At 69.5% G+C, this 16,924-nt stretch carries 15 protein-coding genes; 6 read left to right on the top strand and 9 right to left on the bottom strand.

Annotated features, from left to right (window positions below; all coding sequences use genetic code 11):
- The first annotated feature begins 75 nt into the window (after positions 1 to 75).
- Positions 76 to 1,224, top strand: a complete 1,149-nt coding sequence (locus ACFO8M_RS23830) for an NAD(P)/FAD-dependent oxidoreductase (protein ID WP_387980189.1) — start codon at positions 76 to 78, stop codon at positions 1,222 to 1,224.
- A 51-nt stretch (positions 1,225 to 1,275) separates the two neighbouring features.
- Here ACFO8M_RS23830 and hisS read toward each other — a convergent pair whose 3' ends face one another.
- Both hisS and ACFO8M_RS23820 read right to left on the bottom strand, forming a co-directional pair.
- Positions 1,276 to 2,598 carry a histidine--tRNA ligase gene (gene hisS / locus ACFO8M_RS23825; RefSeq protein WP_387980187.1) on the bottom strand — a complete coding sequence of 441 codons (1,323 nt, stop codon included), beginning with the start codon at positions 2,596 to 2,598 and terminating at the stop codon, positions 1,276 to 1,278.
- Between the two features lie 52 nt (positions 2,599 to 2,650).
- On the bottom strand, positions 2,651 to 3,325 hold the full coding sequence (locus ACFO8M_RS23820) for an MBL fold metallo-hydrolase (protein ID WP_387980185.1): 675 nt from the start codon (positions 3,323 to 3,325) through the stop codon (positions 2,651 to 2,653).
- A gap of 162 nt (positions 3,326 to 3,487) precedes the next feature.
- On the opposite strand from ACFO8M_RS23820, the gene ACFO8M_RS23815 reads away from it, so the two are divergent.
- The 4 genes from ACFO8M_RS23815 (at position 3,488) to ACFO8M_RS23800 (ending at position 7,755) form a co-directional block, all read left to right on the top strand.
- Positions 3,488 to 3,814 (top strand): hypothetical protein, encoded by a 327-nt coding sequence (locus ACFO8M_RS23815; protein ID WP_387980184.1) that lies wholly within the window; start codon positions 3,488 to 3,490, stop codon positions 3,812 to 3,814.
- A 35-nt stretch (positions 3,815 to 3,849) separates the two neighbouring features.
- Complete coding sequence (locus tag ACFO8M_RS23810) at positions 3,850 to 4,773, top strand: peptidylprolyl isomerase (RefSeq protein ID WP_387980182.1); 924 nt, start codon at positions 3,850 to 3,852, stop codon at positions 4,771 to 4,773.
- 66 nt (positions 4,774 to 4,839) lie between these two features.
- Positions 4,840 to 7,251: a RelA/SpoT family protein gene (locus ACFO8M_RS23805; protein WP_387980180.1), complete on the top strand. Its 2,412-nt coding sequence runs from the start codon at positions 4,840 to 4,842 to the stop codon at positions 7,249 to 7,251.
- Positions 7,252 to 7,275: 24 nt separating this feature from the next.
- Positions 7,276 to 7,755 (top strand): hypothetical protein, encoded by a 480-nt coding sequence (locus ACFO8M_RS23800; RefSeq protein WP_387980178.1) that lies wholly within the window; start codon positions 7,276 to 7,278, stop codon positions 7,753 to 7,755.
- Here the strand turns inward: ACFO8M_RS23800 and ACFO8M_RS23795 are convergent.
- From ACFO8M_RS23795 to ruvC, 7 genes are all read right to left on the bottom strand, one after another.
- The gene (locus tag ACFO8M_RS23795) at positions 7,752 to 8,957 is read right to left on the bottom strand and encodes an FAD-dependent oxidoreductase (RefSeq protein ID WP_387980176.1); all 1,206 of its coding nucleotides are present in this window, start codon (positions 8,955 to 8,957) and stop codon (positions 7,752 to 7,754) included. The genes ACFO8M_RS23800 and ACFO8M_RS23795 overlap by 4 nt on opposite strands.
- A 451-nt stretch (positions 8,958 to 9,408) precedes the next feature.
- The gene (gene secF / locus ACFO8M_RS23790) at positions 9,409 to 10,587 is read right to left on the bottom strand and encodes a protein translocase subunit SecF (RefSeq protein ID WP_387980175.1); all 1,179 of its coding nucleotides are present in this window, start codon (positions 10,585 to 10,587) and stop codon (positions 9,409 to 9,411) included.
- 9 nt (positions 10,588 to 10,596) lie between these two features.
- Positions 10,597 to 12,423: a protein translocase subunit SecD gene (gene secD, locus ACFO8M_RS23785; RefSeq protein ID WP_387980173.1), complete on the bottom strand. Its 1,827-nt coding sequence runs from the start codon at positions 12,421 to 12,423 to the stop codon at positions 10,597 to 10,599.
- Positions 12,424 to 12,567: 144 nt separating this feature from the next.
- Positions 12,568 to 13,044 (bottom strand): preprotein translocase subunit YajC, encoded by a 477-nt coding sequence (yajC, locus tag ACFO8M_RS23780; protein WP_387980171.1) that lies wholly within the window; start codon positions 13,042 to 13,044, stop codon positions 12,568 to 12,570.
- Positions 13,045 to 13,139: 95 nt separating this feature from the next.
- Positions 13,140 to 14,231 (bottom strand): Holliday junction branch migration DNA helicase RuvB, encoded by a 1,092-nt coding sequence (gene ruvB, locus ACFO8M_RS23775; RefSeq protein ID WP_387980170.1) that lies wholly within the window; start codon positions 14,229 to 14,231, stop codon positions 13,140 to 13,142.
- Between the two features lie 3 nt (positions 14,232 to 14,234).
- Positions 14,235 to 14,834: a Holliday junction branch migration protein RuvA gene (ruvA, locus tag ACFO8M_RS23770; RefSeq protein WP_387980169.1), complete on the bottom strand. Its 600-nt coding sequence runs from the start codon at positions 14,832 to 14,834 to the stop codon at positions 14,235 to 14,237.
- A complete protein-coding gene (gene ruvC, locus ACFO8M_RS23765) occupies positions 14,831 to 15,349 on the bottom strand; it encodes a crossover junction endodeoxyribonuclease RuvC (protein WP_387980167.1) in 519 nt (172 codons plus the stop codon). The genes ruvA and ruvC overlap by 4 nt, the downstream gene beginning before the upstream one ends.
- Positions 15,350 to 15,636: 287 nt before the next feature.
- Between ruvC and ACFO8M_RS23760 the strand changes: the two genes are divergently transcribed.
- Positions 15,637 to 16,887 (top strand): multidrug effflux MFS transporter, encoded by a 1,251-nt coding sequence (locus ACFO8M_RS23760; protein WP_387980165.1) that lies wholly within the window; start codon positions 15,637 to 15,639, stop codon positions 16,885 to 16,887.
- The last annotated feature ends 37 nt before the right edge of the window (positions 16,888 to 16,924 follow it).

Genomic DNA, 16,924 nt, shown 5'->3' with positions numbered 1-16,924 from the left:
TCTCCGTCTGCGTCCGTCAGGGATTACCTCGCTGCCTTGTCAAGTCGGTCAACGACAAGCGAGGAGGACATGCCGATGGGACATCGCATTCTCATGCTCGGGGCCGGTTATGCCGGGCTTACCGCCGCGCGCAGGCTCGGGACCTTGTTGCGGGGCACCGATGCGGAGATCGTGCTAGTCAACGACCGGACCGATTTCGTCGAACGTCTTCGCCTGCATCAGGTAGCAGCAGGGCAGGACCTGCCGCGATACGAGCTGGCCGAACTGCTGCGCGGGACCGGCGTGCGGCGCCACTGCGCCCGCGTCGAGTCGGTGGACGTCGACCGGCGAACCGTCACCGCCGACGGCGAGCCGCTCGCCTACGACACCCTCGTCTACGGCCTCGGCAGTTCGGGCGCTCCGATGCCGGACGCCGAGCATGTCTGGAGCGCGGCCTCACCGGTCAGCGCGATGCGGTTGCGGGGCAGGCTCACCCGGGCCGCCGCCGGGGAACGGGTGCTGGTCGTCGGCGGCGGCCTGACGGGTCTGGAGGTGGCCGCGGAGATCGCTGAGGCGCGGCCGGAGCTGTCGGTCGCGCTGGCGACCTCGGGCGGGCTCGGCGATCGGCTCGTGCCGGGCGCGCGGGCGCATCTGCGCAAGGGCTTCGCGCGGCTGGGCATCGAGGTGTTCGAGGGCGTCCGGGTCGAGCGCTTCACCGAGGCCGGCGCGATCCTCGCTGACGGGTCGGTCGTGGCCGCCGACATCGCGATCGGTGCGACCGGATTCGCGCCGAATCCGATCGCGGCCGCGTCGGGGCTCGAGGTGGACGGCCGCGGGCAGGTGGTCGTGGATGCGGCGATGCGCTCGGTCTCGCATCCCGAGGTGTTCGCGATCGGGGACGCGGCCCTCGCGCCGGGTCCGGGCGACCGCCCGCTGCGGATGTCGTGCTCGTCGGGGATGCCGACGGGTTGGCTGGCGGCCGGGCACCTCGCCGCCGCGATCGCCGGGCGTCGTCCGCCCACGCTGCGGGTCCGGTACTTCCACCAGACGATCAGCCTCGGCCGCCGGGACGCGGTGGTGCAGTTCGTGACGGCCGACGACCGGCCCAGGCGCGCGTATCTGACCGGTCCGGTGGCCGTGCGGTACAAGGAGGCGCTGTGCCGGGTCGCAGTGTGGAGCTTCGCGCACGACCTTCCGGCGGGCAGGCGCGGAACGGCTGCGGCACAGCGCGTTCCGGGGGTGTAGCCCGGGAACGCAGGAGGCCGCGCTCTTCGCGAGCGCGGCCCTCCTGTCGGTCTATTCGGCGACGATCCTCGGGTGGAGGTCTTCACCCGGGGGCTCCCAGGCGTCGACGTCGACGGTGATCTGGTCGCCCGAGCGGATGTCCTTCATCTGCGTGCCTTCGTCGTTGACGAAGAGCACGAACGGGATGCCGCGCTTGTCGGCGAACTTGATCTGCTTGCCGAACTTCGCGGCCGAGGGCGAGACCTGGGTCGGGATGCCGCGCTTGCGGAGGCGCTGCGCGAGGCCGTTCGCCGCGCCGCGCTCGTCCTCGTTGGCGAGGGCGACGAGGACGCAGGTGGGCACTTCGCGGGTGGCGTCGAGCTTCCCGGTCTGGAGCAGCGGCACCAGGATCCGCGAGACGCCGATCGAAAGGCCCACACCGGGATAGGTGTTCTTGCCGTCGGAGGCGAGCTTGTCGTAGCGCCCGCCGGAGCAGATCGAGCCGAGGCTCTCGTAGCCCTCCATGACGGTCTCGTAGACGGTGCCGGTGTAGTAGTCGAGGCCGCGGGCGATCTTCATGTCGGCCACGACGAACCCGGGGGCCTCCTTCGCGGCGGCCTCCACGACGGCCGCCAGCTCGTTGAGGCCCTCGTCCAGGAGCGGGTCGGACACGCCGAGCGCTCGGACCTCGGCCACGAACGAGGTGTCGGTGGAGTTGATCGAGGCGAGCTTGAGGCACGCTTCGGCCTGCTCGGGGGTGGCGTCCACGGTGTCGATGAGGAGCTTGGCGACCGCGTCGTGGCCGATCTTGTCGAGCTTGTCGATGATCCGCAGCGCCTCATCGGTGTCGCTGATGCCGAGGCCCTGGTAGAAGCCCTGGGCGAGCTTCCGGTTGTTGACGTGCATGCGCACCTTGGGAAGCGGCAGCCCGCTCAGCGCCTCGGCGATGACGAGGGCGACCTCGACCTCGTAGTGGGCGGGGAGCTCGCCCAGGTCGACGATGTCGATGTCGGCCTGCATGAACTCGCGGTAGCGGCCCTCCTGCGGGCGCTCGCCCCGCCAGCACGGCTGGATCTGGTAGCGGCGGAACGGGAAGTTGAGCTTCCCGGCGTTCTCCAGGACGTAGCGGGCGAAGGGCACGGTCAGGTCGAAGTGGAGGCCGAGCCCCGCGTCGCCGCCCTCGGCGTCGGCCTGGAGGCGGCGCAGCACGTAGACCTCTTTCGAGGTCTCGCCCTTGCGCAGGAGCTGGTCCATCGGCTCGACGGCGCGGGTCTGGAGGTTCGCGAAGCCGTGGAGTTCGAAGGCGCGGCGGAGATGGTCGACGACCTGCTGCTCGACGATCCGCTGCCGGGGCAGCAGTTCGGGGAATCCCGAGAGCGGCTGGGGTCGTGACATGGCGGTCTCCTAGCGTTGTTCGATCGAAAACGGCGCGCGGCGGGGGGCGCGTCTAATGGGCGCGCTGCGCCGCGCGCTTGAGGTACGGGTTGCGGGCGCGTTCGGCCGCGATGGTGGTGCTCGGCCCGTGCCCGGGGAGGACGATCGTGAGATCGTCGAGCGGGAGGACCTTGTCGCGCAAGGTGTCCTGCATGGCGGCGTCGGAGCCGCCGGGCAGGTCGGTGCGGCCGATGGCGCCGCGGAAGAGCACGTCGCCGGTGACCGTGTAGAGGCCCTCGTCGTCGGCGGTGTGGAACATGGCCGAGCCGGCGGTGTGGCCGGGCGCGTGGTCGACGGTGAAGCGCATCCCGGCGAGTTCGATGATCCCGCCGTCGACGAGCGGCTGCACGTCGTCGGGTTCGGTCCAGTCGAGGCCGGTGCCCACGAGCGACATCATGTTCGCGCTGAAGCCCTGGGCGGGGTCGGCGAGGAGGTGCGCGTCGTCGGTGTGGATGAACGCCGGCACGTCGTTCGCGCCGCACACGGGCGTCACGGAGAAGGTGTGGTCGAGGTGCCCGTGCGTGAGGACCACCGCGACGGGTTTGAGGCCCTTCTCGGCGAGGAGGTCGTCGAGTCGGGGGGCGATGCCGATGCCGGGGTCCACGACCACGCACTCGGATCCGGGACCGGCCGACAGCACATAGCAGTTCGTGCCGAACGCATCCGCCACCAGCGTCTCGATGAGCAACCGCTCCCCCTCCCTTCGCCGGGTCAGGATACACCGGGCATCCTGCGGTGACGCGTCTGACTTGTCCCGGCTAAACTGCGGAACTCGTAACCCCTGAAACGGGCGGTGTGCGTCCTTACGGTTCGCTGGCATCGCCGAGACCGGTCATACGTAGGAGGCCAGGTGCCCGCCAAGTCCAAGCACATGGAGCAGCGCAAGCAGCGCATCGCGAACGCGAAGAAGAACGCGCGCCTCGCGGGCAAGCTGCGCCGCCGCCGGCAGCTTCAGGCGTTGGGTGGGCTCCTCGCGATCGCCGCGGTGCTGACCCTCGCCTACCTTTGGCAGTCGGGCTTCTTCGAGGACGAGGAACCGCCGGCCGAGGAGACCCCCACTTCGGAGGTCACCGAGACCGCTCCCGTGGATCCGAGCGCCTCGGTCGACCCGAGTGCCACAGTCGATCCGACCGCGACCGAAGCGCCTTCCGAGGGCGCTTCCGAAACAACCGAGTAAGAACCCCTGTTACGCGCGACGAAGGAGATCCGACGGTGGCGTCGAAACAAGCCCAGCGCCAGGCCGCCCGGCAGCAGCTGCAGGAGCGGATGGCCGCCAAGGCCCAGCAGGAGCAGCACAAGCGCAAGAACGGGTGGATCGTCGGCGCCGTCGGTGGTGCCCTCGTCCTGGTCGCCGCCGCGATCGTGATCACGGTGAACGTGTCGAACGGCGACGGTGACGACACCGGCGGGCAGGACCCGGAGATGGCCGAGCTCATCGACCAGGCCAAGGCCGCCTCGACCCGCTGCGACGGGATCGAGCCCAGCGGCGAGGGCGCGGTCGGCACGGCCACCGAGGGCGTCACGGACGGGCAGCCCGTCCAGGACGTCTACCTCGAGTGCGTCCAGATGACCACGCCCGACCCGGCCTCCAGCGAATCGTGCATCTACACCTCCGCCGACGGCACCAGCCCGACCCCGGCCTCCACCCAGCCCGCCGCGGGCACCCAGGAGTTGTCGATCGTGACCAACCTGGGCGTCATCACCGTCGACGTCGACACGGCCGGGGCGCCCTGCACCGCCGGGTCCTTCACGTTCCTCGCCAAGGACGGCTACTTCGACGGCCAGCAGTGCCACCGCCTGGTCAACGACGGCATCTGGGTCCTCCAGTGCGGCGACCCCGACGCGCGCGCCGCGATCGAGGCCGGCACCCCCGAGATGGCGGGCGCGGGCTCCCCGGGCTACTCGTACGAGGAGGAGAACCTCCCCGTCGAGGCCGAGAACAACTACCCGGCCGGGACCATCGCGATGGCGAACGCCGGACCGGGCACCACCGGCAGCCAGTTCTTCATCGTCTACCAGGACTCGACCCTGCCCGCGGACTACACGATCCTCGGCCAGGTGACCTCGGGTCTCGACCTCGTCGAGCAGGTGGGGGCCGCCGGAGTGATGCAGGTGACCGCCCCGACCGGCATGTGAGACCTGAGAGGTGTCCCGCGTCCCGGCATCGGTGGCGGATCACACCACCCCTCGCGGTTAGGATGGATGTCGAGGCTTTGTCGAATCTTTGCGAAGCTGTTGAGCTCTGCCGATACCGAGGAGGCGTGCGTGGTGACCGAGCGAGCCGCGTCCGGCAAGTCCGCTGACGCCGCGCCGACCTCGGGAGGCCCGATAGGGCCCCCGACGGGGCGGCGGATGCGGGCGCGCCTGGCCCGCTTCAACGCGCCGTGGCAGTCCTCGCAGCTTCCGGAGGTCCTCGAGCCGCTGGTGGCCGCCCACAGGGCCGCGCACCCGCGCGCCGACGTCCGGCTGCTCCAGCAGGCGTACACGCGGGCCGAGGAGCTGCACAACGGGCAGTTCCGCAAGTCCGGCGACCCGTACATCACGCACCCGCTCGCGGTCTCCTCGATCCTGGCCGAGCTGGGCATGGACACGAACACGCTCGTGGCCGCGCTCCTGCACGACACGGTCGAGGACACCGACTACCAGCTCGACGAGCTCTCCGAGGAGTTCGGCGGCGAGGTCGCGCTCCTGGTCGACGGCGTCACGAAGCTCGACAAGGTCAAGCTCGGCGACGCGGCCAAGGCCGAGACGATCCGCAAGATGGTCGTCGCGATGGCCAAGGACCCGCGGGTGCTCGTCATCAAGCTCGCCGACCGCCTGCACAACATGCGGACCCTGACGTTCCTGCCGCCCGAGAAGCAGGAGCAGAAGGCCCGCGAGACCCTGGAGATCCTCGCCCCGCTCGCCCACCGCCTGGGCATGAACACGATCAAGTGGGAGCTGGAGGACCTCTCCTTCGCGACGCTGTACAAGAAGCGGTACTCCGAGATCGCGCGGCTCGTCTCGGAGCACTCCCCGCAGCGGGAGATGCTGCTCCAGCAGGTCATCGCGCAGGTCAAGGACCACCTGAAGAACTCGCGCATCAAGTCCGAGGTGTCGGGCCGGCCGAAGCACCTGTACTCGATCTACCAGAAGATGATCGTGCGCGGCCGCGACTTCAACGACATCTACGACCTGGTGGGCCTGCGCATCCTCGTTGAGAGCGAACGGGACTGCTACGCGGCCCTCGGTGTGATCCACGCGAACTGGCAGCCGGTGCCGGGGCGTTTCAAGGACTACATCGCGATGCCGAAGTTCAACATGTACCAGTCGCTGCACACCACGGTGATCGGTCCGAACGGCAAGCCCGTCGAGATCCAGATCCGCACGTGGGCCATGCACCGCACCGCCGAGTACGGCATCGCCGCGCACTGGAAGTACAAGGAGACCAAGAACTCCACCGTGGCCGGTCCCCCGGCGCACATCGACGACATGGCCTGGCTGCGACAGCTCCTGGACTGGCAGCGCGAGGCCGCGGACCCGTCCGAGTTCCTCGACGCGCTCCGCTTCGACCTGGCCTCCTCCGAGGCGTACGTGTTCACGCCCAAGGGCGACGTGGTCGCCCTCCCGGCGGGCTCGACCCCGGTGGACTTCGCGTACGCCGTCCACACCGAGGTCGGCAACCGCTGCATCGGCGCGCAGGTCAACGGCAAGATCGTGCCGCTGGAATCCACGCTGTCGAACGGCGACGTGGTCGAGGTCTTCACCTCGAACTCCCAGGACGCCTCCCCCAGCGAGGACTGGCTCGGATTCGTCAAGAGCCCGCGCGCCCGCACGAAGATCAAGCAGCACTTCAAGCGCGAACGCCGCGAAGAGGCGATCGAGCTGGGCAAGGACGAGCTCACGAGGGCGATGCGCAAGCGCCGCCTGCCGTTGCAGCGCATGCTCACCCACGACAACCTCACCTCGCTCGCGAAGGACCTGAACCTCAAGGACGTCGAAGCGCTGTACGCGGCCCTGGGCGAGCACCACGTCTCGCCGACCCAGGTCGTGCAGAAGCTCCTCGACGTCCAGGGCGGGGCCGAGGGCGCCGCCGAGGACATGGCCGAGGCCACCGCGCCGACCCAGCCGGCCCGGATCGTCCCGGAGGCGCACGGCGACATCCACGCCGCCGTCACCGTGTCGGGCATGGAGGAAGGCGAGATGCCCGTGCGTCTCGCCCACTGCTGCAACCCGATCCCGGGCGATTCGATCATCGGCTTCGCCACGCGCTACCACGTGATCTCGGTGCACCGCAGGGACTGCGAGAACGCCGAGGAGCGCATCGAGCTCCAGCCGGACCGCGTGCTCGAAGTGCACTGGTCCCACGAGGACGACCAGGCGACCTTCGTCGCGACCGTGCAGGTCGAGGCCCTCGACCGGCACCGCCTGCTCGCCGACGTCTCGCAGGTCCTCTCGGGCGAGCGGGTCTCGATCCTCTCGGCCACCGTGACCACGACCCGCGACCGGGTCGCGCTGTCCCGCTTCACGTTCGAGATGGCCAACCCCGAGCACCTCGACCACATCATCAAGGTGATCCGCAAGGTGGACGGCGTCTACGACGCCTACCGCCTCACCGGCGCCGAACGTTCCTGATCCCCGCACTGGAAGGGCGATCCCTTGACGGATCTCTCCGCGTTCTCCGAAGACGAACTCGACCTGATCACCGAGACCCCCGGGGCGGTGCTGAAGGGCGCCATCGCGGCCGACGGCTCGACCAACGCCCTCGCCTTCCTCAAGGAGGTCACGGCCGGGGCCAAGGTCTTCAAGCAGGCCCAGAGCCACGACAACGGCTTCGTGAAGGCCGTGGCGCTGGCCATCAGGGAACGGGTGAAACCCGAGGAGGAGGACCGCGAGGTGCCCTTCGCCGACGGTGCGATGGCCTTGGCACTCAAGCAGACCGGCGAAGCGATGGCGCTCCTGCGCGAGAAGGCCCCGGAGGCCGACGCGGACGCCTACGCCGCCTGGCTCATCACCCTCGCCACCCAGGTCGCCGAGGCCTCCAAGTCCAAGAGCGGCGGCTTCTTCAGCAAGAAGGTCGCCGTGACCGAGGCCGAGCAGGGATTCATCGACGACCTCTCGCAGCTCGCCGCCCGCTAGACGGCTACCGCCTCCCAATCGATCGTGTGGGCGTACTGCCACGCGGATTTTTCCGGGGTCATGAAGCGCTCCATGACGAACGGCATCACGGCGTCGCGGATGCGGGCCGCTATCGGGCCGGCTGCCTTCGACTGGTTGGTGCGGGCCGCGGCGGCGATGATGCGTTCGACACGGGCGCGGCGACCCGACTCGTAGGCCGTAAATGCTTGGGCCACAGGAAGATCGCGCAGGCAGCGGGCGAGTTCCACCGCCGATTCGGCCGCGAGGCTCGCGCCTTGGCCCGACGAGGGCGAGGTGGCGTGCGCGGCGTCGCCGATGAGCGCGATCCGGCCCTTGGACCAGACGGGGACGTGCGGCACGTCCTCCAGCGGTGAGGCCGGCGCGAACTCCTCTGGGGTCACGCGGTCCAGGATCCGCAGCGCCGGACCGGCGTCATCGGCGAATGCCGCGCGCAGCCGCGCCATCCACTCCTCGAATCCGGTGTGCCGCAACACTTCCCGGTCCAGGTGCTTGACCGGGAGGTTCGCGAACCAGCCTGCCCGGTCGCCCTGGATCACGTAGCCGAAGAACGCGCGGCGCCCGAAGATGAAATGCCAGGCTCCGCCCGAGTCCGGCACGCCAGAGCCGTCCGCGTAGCCGCCGAACCCGATGAGGCCGGTGTACCGCGGCTCGGGGGCGGCCGGGTCGATGGTGCGGCGGACCGCCGAGCGGATGCCGTCACAGCCGATGAGCACGTCAGCCTCGGCGGTCGTGTGGTCGTCGAACTGGGCGATGACGCTGTGCCCGGTGTCCACGGCGTCGACGAACCGCTTGCCGAAGTGGAAGGGCACGCCCTGCTCGGCTGCCGAGTGCTGGAGCGATTCGACCAGTGCGCCGCGCGGCAGGGTCACGCGGGGCGGCAGGCCCGGCAGGTCGTCGATCGCGCCGAGCACCTTGCCGGTGCCGCTGCTGATGACCATCCGCGGGGTGGACCAGCCGGTCTCCTGGACGGCGCGGTCGGCGCCGACGACGGCGAGGGCGTTCTGGCCGTTCGAGGCGAGCGTGATGGGCCCGCCGCGGCTGCCGGTGCCGGGAGCGTAGGGCTCGTAGACGCGCGGCTCGATGCCGGCCTTCTGGAGCGCCAGGGCGGCCACGGGGCCGGCCACGCCGCCGCCGATGACGATCGCGGTGCGGGCCCGCGGGGTGAGGTGCTTGTCGTTCATGGTCACGACGGTAGAGAGCAGACGACCCGTCCCGCGTCATCCTCCAGTAGCCTTCGGCGGTCTACCTGGGATGTACTCGAAACTCCGACAGGACCGTCACCGCGCTCATATAGTGATACCGACTCACGTAGGGAGGGGTTCACCGTGGGGATGCAGGACAAGTTCAACGAGGCGAAAGACAAGCTCTCCGAGAACGCAGGGGACATGAAGGACAAGGCCGAAGATCTGTACAACAAGGCCAAAGAAGCGCCCGTCGGCGATAAGATGGACGGCATCGCCGACAACGTCAAGGACAAGACGCGAGACGTCATCGGCAAGATGAAGGGCGACAAGTTACTTCAGTCCTTCGTCCACAAGCGGCCTAGCCGCCGGTTCACGACGAGCCACCAGCACAGAGCGGCGGGCGGACCCACCAGGTCCGCCCGCCGCTTCGTGCCTGCTATCGGTGTTCTTAGCGGCGCTTGCGCTTCTTCGAGCCGCCGCCGGAGCGGGCCGCCGAACCGCTGGAGGCCTTCTCGGGCTCCTCCAGGAGTTCCAGGGGGATCTCGTCGCTCTTGGCGAGCACGAGGCGGTCCTCGTCCTCGTCCTCCGCCTTCGCGGCCTTGCGGGCCGGCTTCTCGTCGTCCACACCGGCGCGCTTGTTGGCGACCTTCTGGTTGTGGCGCTTGTAGACCGCGCCGCGCTCCGCCATGTCGACCACCCAGGGGGCGGCCAGGAAGATCGAGGAGTACGCACCGACGATCATGCCCACGAACAGCACCAGCGCGAGGTCCTTCAGCGTGCCGACCCCCAGGAGGCCCACGCCGACGAACAGCAGCGCCGCCACCGGCAGCACGCCGATGAGCGAGGTGTTGATCGAGCGCATCAGTGTCTGGTTGATCGCGTCGTTGACGCCCTCGGCGAAGGTCTTGGTGCGGGTCTGGAGCAGCTGCGCCGTATTCTCCTGGACCTTGTCGAAGACCACCACTGTGTCGTACAGCGAGTAGCCGAGGATAGTCAGCATGCCGACGATCGTGGACGGCGTGATCTCGAAACCGACCACCGCGTAGATCCCGGCGGTCAGCACCAGGTCGTGGATCAGCGCCGCGAGGGCCGCGATGGCCATGCGCCGCTCGAACCGGACCCAGATGAACCCGGCCACCAGGACCAGGAACACGCCGAGGGCGATCAGGGCCTGTCGGGAGACCGACTCGCCCCAGGTCGCCGAGACCTCGGAGACCGAGATCGAGTCGGACCCGACGCCGGCTTCCTCGGCGATGGCCGCGCGGATCTCGGCGGCCTCGTCGGTGGAGAGCTCGCCGATGCGGACGATGTAGGACCGGTCGTCACCGGAGCCGACGACCTGGCCGCTGGCCACATCGGCACCGGCCGCGGCGGCCGCGCCCTCGACCTCGTCGAGGGACGCGGAGGTGTCGCCCGCCGGCACGTTGTACTGCACGCCCCCGGCGAAGTCGATGCCGAGGACGAAGCCCTTGGTGAGCATGACGACCGCGAGCGCGGCGATGATCACGGCGGAGGCGATGTAGAACTTCTTGCGGTGCGCGACGAACTGGAAGTCCGTCTCGCCCCGGTACAGCTGGCTGAAGACGTTGGGGTGCTTCTTGCCGTTTTCGTTCTGCTTGGTGCTCATCGGATCTCCTTAGGCTTTCGCGGCCGCGTCGCCGGTGGCCGGGGTCGCTTTGGAGTGGAGCCCGGAGAGGTGGACGTTGGTGAGGACCCGGCCGCGGGAGAGCCATTCGGCGATCGGGTGGGTGAACATGAACACCACCAGGAGGTCGACGACGGTGGACAGGCCGAGGGTGAAGGCGAAGCCCCGGACCGGGCCGATGGCCAGGATGTACAGGACCACCGCGGAGATCATCGAGACGGCGCTGGCGGAGAGGATGGTGCGCCGCGCGCGGACCCAGGCCCGCGGGACGGCCGAGCGGACCGACCGGCCCCCCGCCATCTCCTCCTTGATGCGTTCGAAGTAGACGACGAAGGAGTCGGCGGTGATGCCGACCGCGACCACGAAGCCCGCGATGCCCGCGAGGGTCAACGTGAAGCCGATCTGGGAACCCAGGAGCGCCACGGTCGGGTACAGGACCGCGGCCGCGACGACGAGGCTGCCGAGGACGACGAAGCCGATGACCCGGTAGTAGATGAAGCAGTAGATGATGACCAGCAGCAAGCCGATGGCCATGGCGAAGATGCCGGCCTGGAGCTGGTCGACGCCGAGGGTGGCCGTGACCTCGTTGACGGTCTCGACCACGAAGTTGGTCGGGAGCGAGCCGAAGTTGAGCTGGTCGGCCAGCTGGTTGGCCTCGTCGGCGGTGAACTCGCCGGAGATCTGCGTCGAGTTCGAGGAGACCTCTTGGATGGTCGGGGCGCTGACGACCTCGTTGTCGAGGACGATCGCGACCTGCGACTGCAGGTTCTCGGTGGTGAGGGCGCTCCACTTCTCGGCGCCCGCGGCGGAGAACTGCACGTTCACGACGAACTGGTTGAGGTTCGCCTGGTCGGTGCCGACGTCGGCGGAGGTCACGTCCGAGCCGAGCACGGTGGCCGGCTGCAGCAGGTACTTGTACTGGAAGGTGAGCGACGGGTCGTCGGCCGCCGCGGGCTCGGGGGCCGAGCACGCGGTGACTTCGATGTCGGCCTGCTGGACGGCGCCCGGCGGGCGCGAGTCGAGCATCTCGCAGGTGATCTGCGGGATGAAGAACTGGGTGGCCGCGGGCAGGAGCGCGATCTCTTCGGCACTGAGCTCGCCGAAGGGGGCGAGCAGCGGAAGGGTGGCCTCGTCGGGAGCGGCGGTGAGGGCCTGCGCGGCCGCGGCCGCTTCAGGACCGACCTTGGCCCACACCTCGTCGAGGGTGGCGGCGTCCTCAGTGGTGGCCGCCTGGCCGGAGCCGGTGGTCTCCTCGGTGGCGTCCTCGGCGGGGGTGGTCGCGTCTTCGGCCGGGGCCTCGCTCGACTCCGCCGTGGGTTCCTCGGCGGCGCCGTCGGTGGGCTCCTCGGTCGGCGCCTCCTCCGCGAGCTGCTCTTCGAGGGCGGAGGTGTCGGCGACGGAGTTGGTGACGATGCGGAACCGGAGTTCGGCGGGGGCGCCGACATCGCGGAGGGCCTCTTCGTCGAGGTCGTCGCCGGCGACGTTGACCACGATGTTCTCAGAGCCCTCGACGTAGACCTCGGGTTCGGAGACGCCGGTCGAGTTGACGCGGTTCTCGATGATCTGGCGGGCCTGCTCCATGGTCTCGGCCGTGGGGGGCTCGTCGCTCCCCTGCTGGTAGGCCGAGAGCGTCATGGACAGGCCGCCCTGCAGGTCGAGACCGAGCTTCGGCGTGGGGAACTTCCATCCGGAGCCCGCCAGCGCGGCGACCCAAAGGACCGCGAGCACCAGGATCAGCCCCACGAAGTAGGGGGCTACCGGCAGGCGCTTGCGCTGGATCTTCTTCCGTGGGCGGTCAGCGCCCGTTACTGAAGCCAATGGTCGGTCTCTTCCTCAGAACTCGAATAGGGGCGGGCGCGAGGAGGCCGGCCGCACGGGAGACGTGCGCCTCGGCTGTGCTCTCGCACACGTACCCTCGGCGGGGCTCATTCTAGGACGGGTGCCTCAAAGGCGAAGAAGGGCCTAGTACTCCTTGCGGTCCGGGTTCCCCGCGTGCTTGCCCTTGTCGTCTTCGCCGTCGCCTTCACCGGGGGCCTCGTCCGTCGCGCGGAGCTTGTCGAGGTCCTCGTCGGAGAGGGTGGCCTCTTCCTCGGTGATGGTCTCGGCCTCGGTGCTCTCGTCGTCGGCCTCGGGGGTCTCGGCGGGGGTGACGACCTTGGCGATGGCCTGGCGGGCGAAGACGAGGAAATTGTCGTCGCTGGCCTCGAGGGTGACGGTCTCGTCGTCGGAGTCGACGACGGTGCCGTAGAGGCCGCCGATGGTCATGACGCGGGCACCGGGCGCGACGTTGGACTGCATGGTCTGCTGTTCCTTCTGCCGCTTCTTCTGCGGACGGATCATCACGAAGTACATGAGGGCGATGAAGCCCACGATCATGATGAGGAACATGATGTTCGAGCCGCCGGCGCTGTCCTGTGCGAGGACGTCGGATGCAAGCACGATGGTGCCTTTCGTCGTGGTCGGTCACTTTTTCGGTAGGTGACGTGGGCGGAGTCTATCCCGATGGGCGTGACGGCCTGTCCCTACGGCCCACCCTACGCGTCGCCGGATCCGAATAGCCCTTCGGCGTTCGGGGGGTTCAGGCCCAGGTGGTGCCAGGCGGCGGCGGTGGCGACGCGGCCGCGGGGGGTGCGGGCGAGGAGTCCGGCCCGCACGAGGAAGGGCTCGCAGACCTCTTCGACGGTGTCGGGCTGCTCCCCCACGGCGACGGCGATGGTGGACAGGCCGACGGGTCCGCCGTTGAAGGTGCCGGTGAGGGCGCGCAGGACGGCCCGGTCGAGGCGGTCGAGGCCGAGTTCGTCGACGTCGTAGAGGGCGAGGGCCTCGCCGGCGACCTTGGCGGTGATGACGCCGTCGGCGCGGACCTGGGCGAAGTCGCGGACGCGGCGCAGGAGGCGGTTGGCGATGCGGGGTGTGCCGCGGCTGCGGCCGGCGATCTCGGCGGCGCCGGCGGGGTCGACGGCGACGTCGAGGATGCCCGCGGAGCGGGTGACGATCGCTTCGAGCTCGGCGTCGTTGTAGAACTCGAGCTGGCCGAGGAAGCCGAAGCGGTCACGCAGAGGGCCGGTGAGGAGTCCGGCCCGGGTGGTGGCGCCGACGAGCGTGAAGGGTTCGAGTTCGAGCGGGATGGCGGTGGCGCCGGGGCCTTTGCCGACGATCACGTCGACCCGGAAGTCCTCCATGGCGGTGTAGAGGAGTTCTTCGGCGGGCCGGGCGATGCGGTGGATCTCGTCGATGAAGAGGACTTCGTTCGGGCCGAGGCTGGTGAGGATCGCGGCGAGGTCGCCGGAGCGTTCGATGGCGGGGCCGGAGGTCTGGCGCATGGCGACGCCGAGTTCGGCGGCGACGATCATGGCGAGGGTGGTCTTGCCGAGGCCGGGCGGGCCGGAGAGCAGCAGGTGGTCGGGGGAGGCGCCGCGGCGGCGGGCGCCTTCGAGGAGGAGGCTGATCTGCTCGCGGACGCGGGTCTGGCCGATGACGTCGTCGAGTTTGCCGGGGCGGATCCCCTCTTCGACGAGGCGGTCGAGTTCGGTGGCCTCGGCGGCGGTGAGGGCCGCGTCCCACTGCTCGGAGGTGTAGTCCTCGGGTTCGGCTGCACGGGGTTCGGATGCGTGGTCGTCGGACATCGCCTATCGCTTCCCGAGGAGTCGGATGGCCTGCTTCAGGAGTGTGGGGACGTCGGTGCCGTCCGCGCCTTCGGCGTCGAGCTTCTCGATGGCGGTCTCGGCTTCCTTCGCGGACCAGCCGAGGGCCTGGAGTCCCTGGCCGACCTGGGTGCGCCAGCCGCCGGGGCGGTTTCCGGCCTGTTTGGGGACGCCGCCGAGGTCGACGTGGCCGATCTTGTCGGCGAGGTCGAGGACAATGCGCTCGGCGCCTTTCTTGCCGACGCCGGGGATGCGCGAGAGGGTCGCGGTGTCGCCCGTGGCGATCGCGTACCGGAGGGTGTCGGGGCTGAGCACTTCGATGGCGTCGCGGGCGATGCGGGGGCCGATCCGCTGCGCGCTCTGGAGCAGCTCGAACAGGTCGCGTTCCTCGGCGGTGTTGAAGCCGTGCAGGGTGATCGAGTCTTCGCGGACGATCGTGGAGATCGCGAGCACCGCCTGCGAGCCGACCTTGAGGTTGGCGAGGGTGTGGGCGCCGGCCTGGACCGCGTACCCGACCCCTTGGACGTCGACGACGGCGTAGGACTCCCCCACGGACGCGACGGTTCCGGTGAGCTGGGCGATCATCGGTTGTTCTCCTTGCTCACGGCTGCGGCGATGCGGGCCTTGACGCCGCCGCGCCAGAGGTGGCAGATGGCGATGGCGAGGGCGTCGGCCGCGTCGGCGGGCTTGGGCGCTTCCTTCAGGCGGAGGATGCGGGTGACCATGGTGGTGACCTGGCGTTTGTCGGCGGTGCCGTTGCCGCACACGGCGGACTTCACTTCGGACGGTGTGTAGGTCGCGGTCGGCAGGCCGAGGCGGGCGCCGGCGAGCAGCGCGATGCCGGAGGCCTGCGCGGTGCCGATGACACTGGCCACATTGTGCTGACTGAAGACGCGTTCGACGGCGACGGCCTCGGGCTGGTGGTCGGCGAGGAACTCGCGGAGTCCGTCGTCGAGGGCGAGGAGCCGGTCGGCAAGGGGCGCTTCAGGATCGGTGCGGACCACGCCGACGGCGACCATGGTCCCCGGCGCGCCGGGACGGCCGTCGACGACCCCGACGCCGCATCGGGTCAGGCCCGGGTCGATCCCCATGACGCGCACGCGTTCCTCCTGTCGCTCGGTTCGCGTCAGCTTATCCGGCCGGTCCGACGTTCGGCCCGCAAGCACGTCGCGGGTGCGTCCCGGGCCGACTGCGCTTGGTCGGGAATCGGACCGGTGGCCTTGCCCATAAACCACTTGCCGGTCGGCAAGTAACGTGATTGGCTTGTAGCAGCCGGACCGATCGCGCCCGCCTCCCATCGGCGGACTCCCATTGAAGAGAGCCGCGAGACGTGAGTCCGGCTCCCCGCTGTCCTACTCCGCCCCGCGAACCACAGGTTGGGATCACTGTGTCTGCTGCTGCCTTCATGCCGCCCGTCGCCGCGTCCGGGCACTCGCGACGGTTCATCGCCACGATGGTCTTCGTGCTCGGCGCGCTCTCGGCGACCGCGCCGATCGCCATCGACCTCTACCTCCCGGCGTTCCCCGAGATGGCCGACGCCCTCGGCACCCCCGAGAGCCGCATCCAGCTCACGCTGACATCGATGATGATCGGCATGGGCATCGGCCAGGCCGTCATCGGCCCGCTCTCCGACCGGATCGGCCGGCGCAAGCCGCTGCTCATCGGCATGGCCGTGTTCACCCTGACCTCCCTGGTGTGCGCGATCGCGACCAGCGCCGACCTGCTCATCGCCATGCGGTTCGTGCAGGGCCTCAGCGGCGCGGCCGGAGTCGTCGTGGCCCGCGCGGTCATCCGCGACCACTTCAAGGGCGACGACATGACCCGCTTCACGGCGAAAATGATGTTCGTCACGATGCTCGCGCCGATGCTCGGCCCGATCGTCGGCGCCCAGCTCATCCGCTTCGGCCCTTGGCCGACCGTGTTCGTGTTCATGGCGGTGCTCTCGGGTCTGTCGACGTTCCTGGTGTGGAAGTTCCTGCCCGAGAGCCTTCCGGCCGAGGAGCGCCGCTCGATGGGCGCACGCGAGTTCGCCTCCTCGCTCGGCACGCTGGTGCGGGACGCGCGCTTCATCGCGCCGACGCTCGTCGTCATCTTCAACTTCTCGATGCTGTTCACGTACGTCTCGACGTTCAGCTTCATCTCGCAGGAGGAGCTCGGGGCCTCCGCCGGGTTCTTCTCACTGCTCTTCGCCATCGGGACGCTCGCGCTCCTCGCCGGCAACCAGGCGAACATGCTGATGATCGACCGCAGCCGGCCGCACCAGCGGATGATCGCCGGGATGTCGATCTCCCTCGTCGGCATCGCGTGGATCGCCGCGGTGCAGCTCATCGGCGCCGAGAACCTGTGGACGATTCCCACCGGGATCGTCCTGATGATGTTCGGCTGCGGCGTCCTGTTCCCCAACGCGGGCGCGGCCGCGATGTCCTCGCAGCCGCCGCAGATCGCCGGTACCGCTTCGGCGTTCATGGGCTCCCTCCAGATGGGCGCGGGCGGCGCGATGCCGGCGCTGGCCACCATCGGCGGCGTGACCTTGGCGAACATGACCTGGGGGCTCGGCGTGTACGCGACCGCCACGGCCCTCGCGGTCGTCTGGACCATCGCGGTCTACCGCCGCGAACAGGTCGCGGCGAGCGCGTAGTCCGCGCCGGGCCGGGTATCCGGCCCGTATGGAAGCG

The sequence above is a fragment of the Glycomyces rhizosphaerae genome (assembly GCF_042647865.1).
Taxonomy (GTDB): Bacteria; Actinomycetota; Actinomycetes; order Mycobacteriales; family Micromonosporaceae; genus Glycomyces; species Glycomyces rhizosphaerae.
This window is presented reverse-complemented; position numbering and strand designations above follow the sequence as displayed.